The organism is Neisseria sp. HMSC03D10 (assembly GCF_001807625.1).
Classification (GTDB): domain Bacteria; phylum Pseudomonadota; class Gammaproteobacteria; order Burkholderiales; family Neisseriaceae; genus Neisseria; species Neisseria mucosa.
This window is the reverse complement of the sequence record NZ_KV789528.1, coordinates 1-1,790: the sequence shown is the minus strand read 5'-3', so window position 1 is coordinate 1,790 and position 1,790 is coordinate 1. Positions and strand designations below refer to the sequence as shown.

The 1,790-nt window shown below is 56.9% G+C and carries 1 protein-coding gene; it reads right to left on the bottom strand.

All coding sequences use genetic code 11. The features are described from left to right. Positions 1-200: 200 nt before the first annotated feature. On the bottom strand, positions 201-1,790 hold a 1,590-nt coding region (locus tag HMPREF3066_RS05130), incomplete at its 5' end, for a YadA family autotransporter adhesin (RefSeq protein ID WP_210385694.1).

Genomic DNA, 1,790 nt, shown 5'->3' with positions numbered 1-1,790 from the left:
CTTGAAATCCGAATCCAAGGTCGTCTGAAAAGTCGTGATGTCGCTCTAGATTTCAGAAGAAATCCAACTTCCATCATCCTTCCAGCCATGAATTTCAAATAAAACCAATTTATCCCTCATACAAGATATAAAAAGGTCGTCTGAAACCCTGTTTTGGATTTCAGACGACCTTTGCTTTTCTTCAGCTAAGAGCCGTTAGCTTACCACTGGTACAACGCACCTGCCCCGACACCGACGTGGCCGTCTGTGTTGGCAGAGAAGTTGCCTTTAACAACCCAGTTACCGCCGTCGCTCATCGCAGACACGCCGATTGCCATGGCGGATTGACCACCGTAGTAGCCGCTACCCACGCCGATACCGGTTGCACCCGGACGGGTTACTTGCGGAATCGAGCCTTGTGCAATCGCACCTGCCACGCCTGCATAGGCTTTTTTGCCGACGCGTTCGATGTTGTTTTGCAGGGCGTTACCCACGCCGGCGAGCTGGTTCAGGTTGACCGCATCGGTACCTTCTTTCGCCGGAGCGACGTTGGTGATGCGTTGTCCGCCGTTGTTCAGACCGATCGGGCTGAGGCTGACAGTATTCGCCGGATTATGGGCGGTCGGTGCAGCGATGCTGACACCTTGCGCGTTAACGGTTACACCGCCTGCGGTTACGCTGGCTACGTCGAGTTTATCGGCAGTAGCAACGTTGTACACGGTCTGTCCGCTGTTGCCGGTCGTTTGGTTAACGACGACATTCTTACCTGCGGTAACTTCGGTTTTCGCCGCTGTCGCTTGTGTCGCTACGTTAGCAATCGCCTGGTTGGTGTAATACAACTGGCTGCCGTTGATCGCATCGGTCGAATCCGCAGATACCCCACCTGCCGCCACACCTTGAACCTGACGGGTCTCGTCCGTGCCGTTGCCGACGGTGACGACACCGGCGACTTTGTTCGCGGCGGCAGCCGAACCTGCTTTGCCTGCCACGGCTTTGTCGTTCAGGCCGCCGTAGGTGTAGGCTTCGCCTTTGGCCGCATCAGCCGTATGGATGCCTTGGGTTTGGGCGCGGTCGCCGAGGTAGACGGAGTCGTTAACCGTGGCTTTGATGTTGCTGCCCAGTGCGTAGGCGTTGTCGGCGGATACGTTGTTGTTGTTACCGATGGAGTAAGAACTGTTGCCACTTACTACGGTCGGGTCACCGATGGCGCCGGAGTTTTTGCCGCTGACGATGTTGCCGGTACCGATGGCGATGGTGTTCTCGGCGTTGGCTTTGGCGCCTTTACCGATGGCGATGGCGTTGGTGCCTTTGGAGGCGGCTTGGAAGCCGACCGCCGTGGCGTAGGCGCCGCTCGCGCTGGAGTCTTCGCTGTTGCGTGCCTGTACGTCGGGGTTCACTTCGCCGTCGTTGGTATGGAAGAACTTGATGCCTTGTTCGTTCATACGGCCTACGGCTTCGATGACGTTGTTGGTCACGTACATGCCTTGGTCTTCGACGTTGTAGGTCACGAGGCTGTAACCGTTGGACTGGGCAATCTTGGTCTCGTTCGTGACGTTGGTCACGTTCGGATTGTTGCTGTTGTCCACCAGGGTAATGTTTTTGATATTACCCAAGCCTGCTTTGCCGTCTGCTTCGACTGACGGCGGTGCGGTGTTGACGTTGCCGCCGTTGCTGCCGATCAGTTCGTAAACCTGGTGCAGTTGTCCGCCGTTGACGGCATCAGTGCTGCCTGCGGCGACGGTGCCTGCGGCGACGCCGGTCACTTTCTTACCGCCTGCGTTGATACCGTCGGCAGTGATGTTGACATCGCC